The organism is Micromonospora echinofusca (assembly GCF_017614955.1).
GTDB classification, from domain to species: Bacteria; Actinomycetota; Actinomycetes; order Mycobacteriales; family Micromonosporaceae; genus Micromonospora; species Micromonospora echinofusca_A.
Genome location: NZ_WVUH01000551.1, coordinates 1 through 2,914 on the forward strand (window position 1 = coordinate 1; position 2,914 = coordinate 2,914).

Below are 2,914 nucleotides of genomic sequence, written 5' to 3' on the forward strand. Positions count from 1 at the left end.
CAGCTGCTTGTCCTTCAGCGTCTCCGGCACCTCACCCTTGATGATCTTCTGGGACAGACCCTCGACCACCGCGGTCTTACCCACACCCGGCTCCCCGATCAACACCGGGTTGTTCTTCGTCCGCCGGCAGAGCACCTGCATGACCCGCTCGATCTCGGTCGAGCGACCGATCACCGGGTCGAGCTTGCCCTCCCGGGCCGCCTGGGTCAGGTTACGACCGAACTGGTCCAGGACGGCACTGGTCGAGGAGGCCGCCTCGCCACCGGCTGCGGCGGCACCGGAGGCGGGCGCCTCCTTGCCGCCCTGGTAGCCGGAGAGCAGCTGGATGACCTGCTGCCGCACCCGGTTCAGATCGGCACCCAACTTCACCAGCACCTGGGCGGCGACGCCCTCACCCTCCCGGATCAGACCCAGGAGCAGGTGTTCCGTGCCGATGTAGTTGTGGCCGAGCTGCAACGCCTCACGCAGCGACAGCTCCAGGACCTTCTTGGCCCGCGGGGTGAACGGGATGTGACCGCCCGGAGCCTGCTGGCCCTGGCCGATGATCTCCTCGACCTGCTGGCGGACACCCTCAAGCGAGATGCCCAGGCTCTCCAGAGCCTTCGCCGCCACGCCCTCACCCTCGTGGATCAGGCCAAGCAGGACATGCTCTGTCCCGATGTAGTTGTGGTTGAGCATCCGGGCCTCTTCCTGGGCCAGGACGACAACCCGTCGCGCTCGGTCGGTGAACCGCTCGAACATGCCCTCGTGCTCCTCACGTGCCCCACGCCGGCGGCCCACCGGGTGACGGATCACCCGTCGTGCGACCGCGCCGCCCGACGACCGTTGACCGTCCCCGGGCCGCGACCGGACCGGCTGTTACTTGACCAATTCAAGCAGGTATCCCTGTCCCCACACAGTGCGGATCGCCAGGTTCAGCGGCTTGATCCGCCTGCGTACCCGCATGATGTGCAGGTCCAGTGCGTTGCGGCGGCTGAGTGTCGGTCGCTCGGGCAGGCACTGCAGCAGTTCCTCGCGGGAGACCACCTCACCGAAGCTCCGGATCAGGCACTCCAACAGGTCGGCCTCAGTGGGCGAGATGGCGCAGGACCGGCCCCCGTGGCGCAGGACGCCGACCGGGTCGATCTCCGGCACCCGGTCCACCCAGGCTTTCGCCCGCAGCGTCGCCATCCGGGCCTCGAGGTCGGTCCGGCTGACGGGAGCCCGGATCCAGTCCTCTTTGGCATCACTGCACACCGGTGGCCGGCAGCCACCCTCGACAACGAGCAGCCGGGGGATCCCCAGTGCCCGGTACCTTTCCCGACGGACCTCTTCAGCCGGCCAACGGACCAGCTTGACATCGGTCTCGTACTGAACTCCGGTCATCGTTCACCTACCTTCAGGCGGACTACCGAATGAGGAAGCGGCGCCGGCTATCCCCGAGGCGCCAAAGCCATTGAAAGACTTACATCGAGCTGCCCCTTTGTCAACCGCTTGACTCGGAGATCAACAACTACACTCAGCTTATGTCAAACGTTTGACCTGGGGGTTTGCTGAGAACAGATGATCTTGCCATCGTCACAGCTAGCAGCCGTGACTCGGGATTGACCAATGACTTGACAAGGTTGCAGCCGGTGATATTTCTTTTGACCCGCTGATGGATTCCACTCGACAGATCGATGACGGCGCTTGAATCAGGGCGAGGAAGTTGACCGACATCCGGGAGGCCAGGTGCGCCGTCCGACCGCCGAGATCAGCGCCGTGGCCCGGCCGAGCGGCCCACCGGCCACCGTCGCACCCCCTCCCGTGGCGACCTCGCTGTGGCACCGGGTCGACGAGGTAGCCGTGCTGGTCCGCCGCAACCTGATCCACATGCGCCGCCGACCCGCCCTGCTGATCTTCTCGCTGATCGAACCGGTACTCCTGGTCCTGCTGTTCCGGTTCGTGTTCGGCGGTGCGGTCGAGATGAGCATCGACACCACGTACCCGAACTTCATGGTCCCCGGCATCCTGGTGCAGACCGTCACCCTCGGCGCGGTCACCATCGGCGCGAGCCTGGCCCGGGACCTCTACGGCGGCATGCTGGACCGGTTCCGCTCGCTACCCATCGCCCGGGCCTCGGTGCTCGCCGGCCACACCATCGCCGGCCTGGCCCGCAGTCTGCTGGTGCTGCTGGCGATGGTGGCCACCGGCGCCCTGGTCGGCTTCCGGCCGCAGGCGGACCCGCTGGCCTGGGTCGGTGCCCTGGCCCTGCTGCTGCTCTGCGCCCTGGCCATGGCCTGGGTGTCCGCGCTCATCGCCCTGCTCGTCGGCGGCGTGGAGATGGTGGAGACCCTGGGGTTGAGCCTGCTGTTCCCGCTGACCCTGGTCAGCAGTGCCTTCGTGCCGGTGGAGACGATGCCCGGCGCGGTCGGCGCGTTCGCGGCCCACCAACCGGTCACCGCCGTGGTGGACGCCGTCCGGGCCCTGCTGCTCGACCAGCCGCTCGGCAACACGGTCTGGGTGGCTGTCGCGTGGGCCGTCGGCACCATCGCGGTGTTCGCCCCGCTGTCCGCCCTGGCCTACCGCCGCCGCACCCGGCACTGACCGGCCGGCGCCCCGGCCCGGCGCACCCGGCAGCGGTGGCGGCTCCGTCAGCCGCACCGGCAGCGGTGGCGGCGCTGTCAGCCGCGGCGGTCGATCGGTGGCCTGCGGCGCGGCAGCGCCCTCCACGCCGGACAGCCGGTCCACCCGCCGGGGATCCGCCGGGTCCGTCGGCGCGCGGGACATCGACGCGCGGGACATCGGGGCACCGCACGGTGCCCGGCCCGGCACGGGTCGCACGTTGCCCGCCAGCTCGCCTACCCGCGCCCGGTCCCACTCTGCCCCGGCTGCCGCCCCACGGTCGCTGCCACCCGGCCGGACGGCGCCCGCGTGCCCTGTCACCGCCGTACCC

The 2,914-nt window shown here is 69.4% G+C and carries 3 protein-coding genes; 1 reads left to right on the plus strand and 2 read right to left on the minus strand.

Annotated elements, in window-relative coordinates; translation table 11 throughout:
- Positions 1-741 (minus strand): Clp protease N-terminal domain-containing protein (locus tag GSF22_RS32530; protein ID WP_280117023.1); only part of this gene is annotated, 741 nt, incomplete at its 3' end.
- 117 nt (positions 742-858) lie between these two features.
- Positions 859-1,365, minus strand: coding sequence for a winged helix-turn-helix domain-containing protein (locus tag GSF22_RS32535; RefSeq protein WP_208817743.1), 507 nt, complete (start codon positions 1,363-1,365; stop codon positions 859-861).
- 345 nt (positions 1,366-1,710) lie between these two features.
- On the opposite strand from GSF22_RS32535, the gene GSF22_RS32540 reads away from it, so the two are divergent.
- Positions 1,711-2,565, plus strand: coding sequence for an ABC transporter permease (locus tag GSF22_RS32540; protein WP_208817744.1), 855 nt, complete (start codon positions 1,711-1,713; stop codon positions 2,563-2,565).
- Positions 2,566-2,914 lie beyond the last annotated feature (349 nt).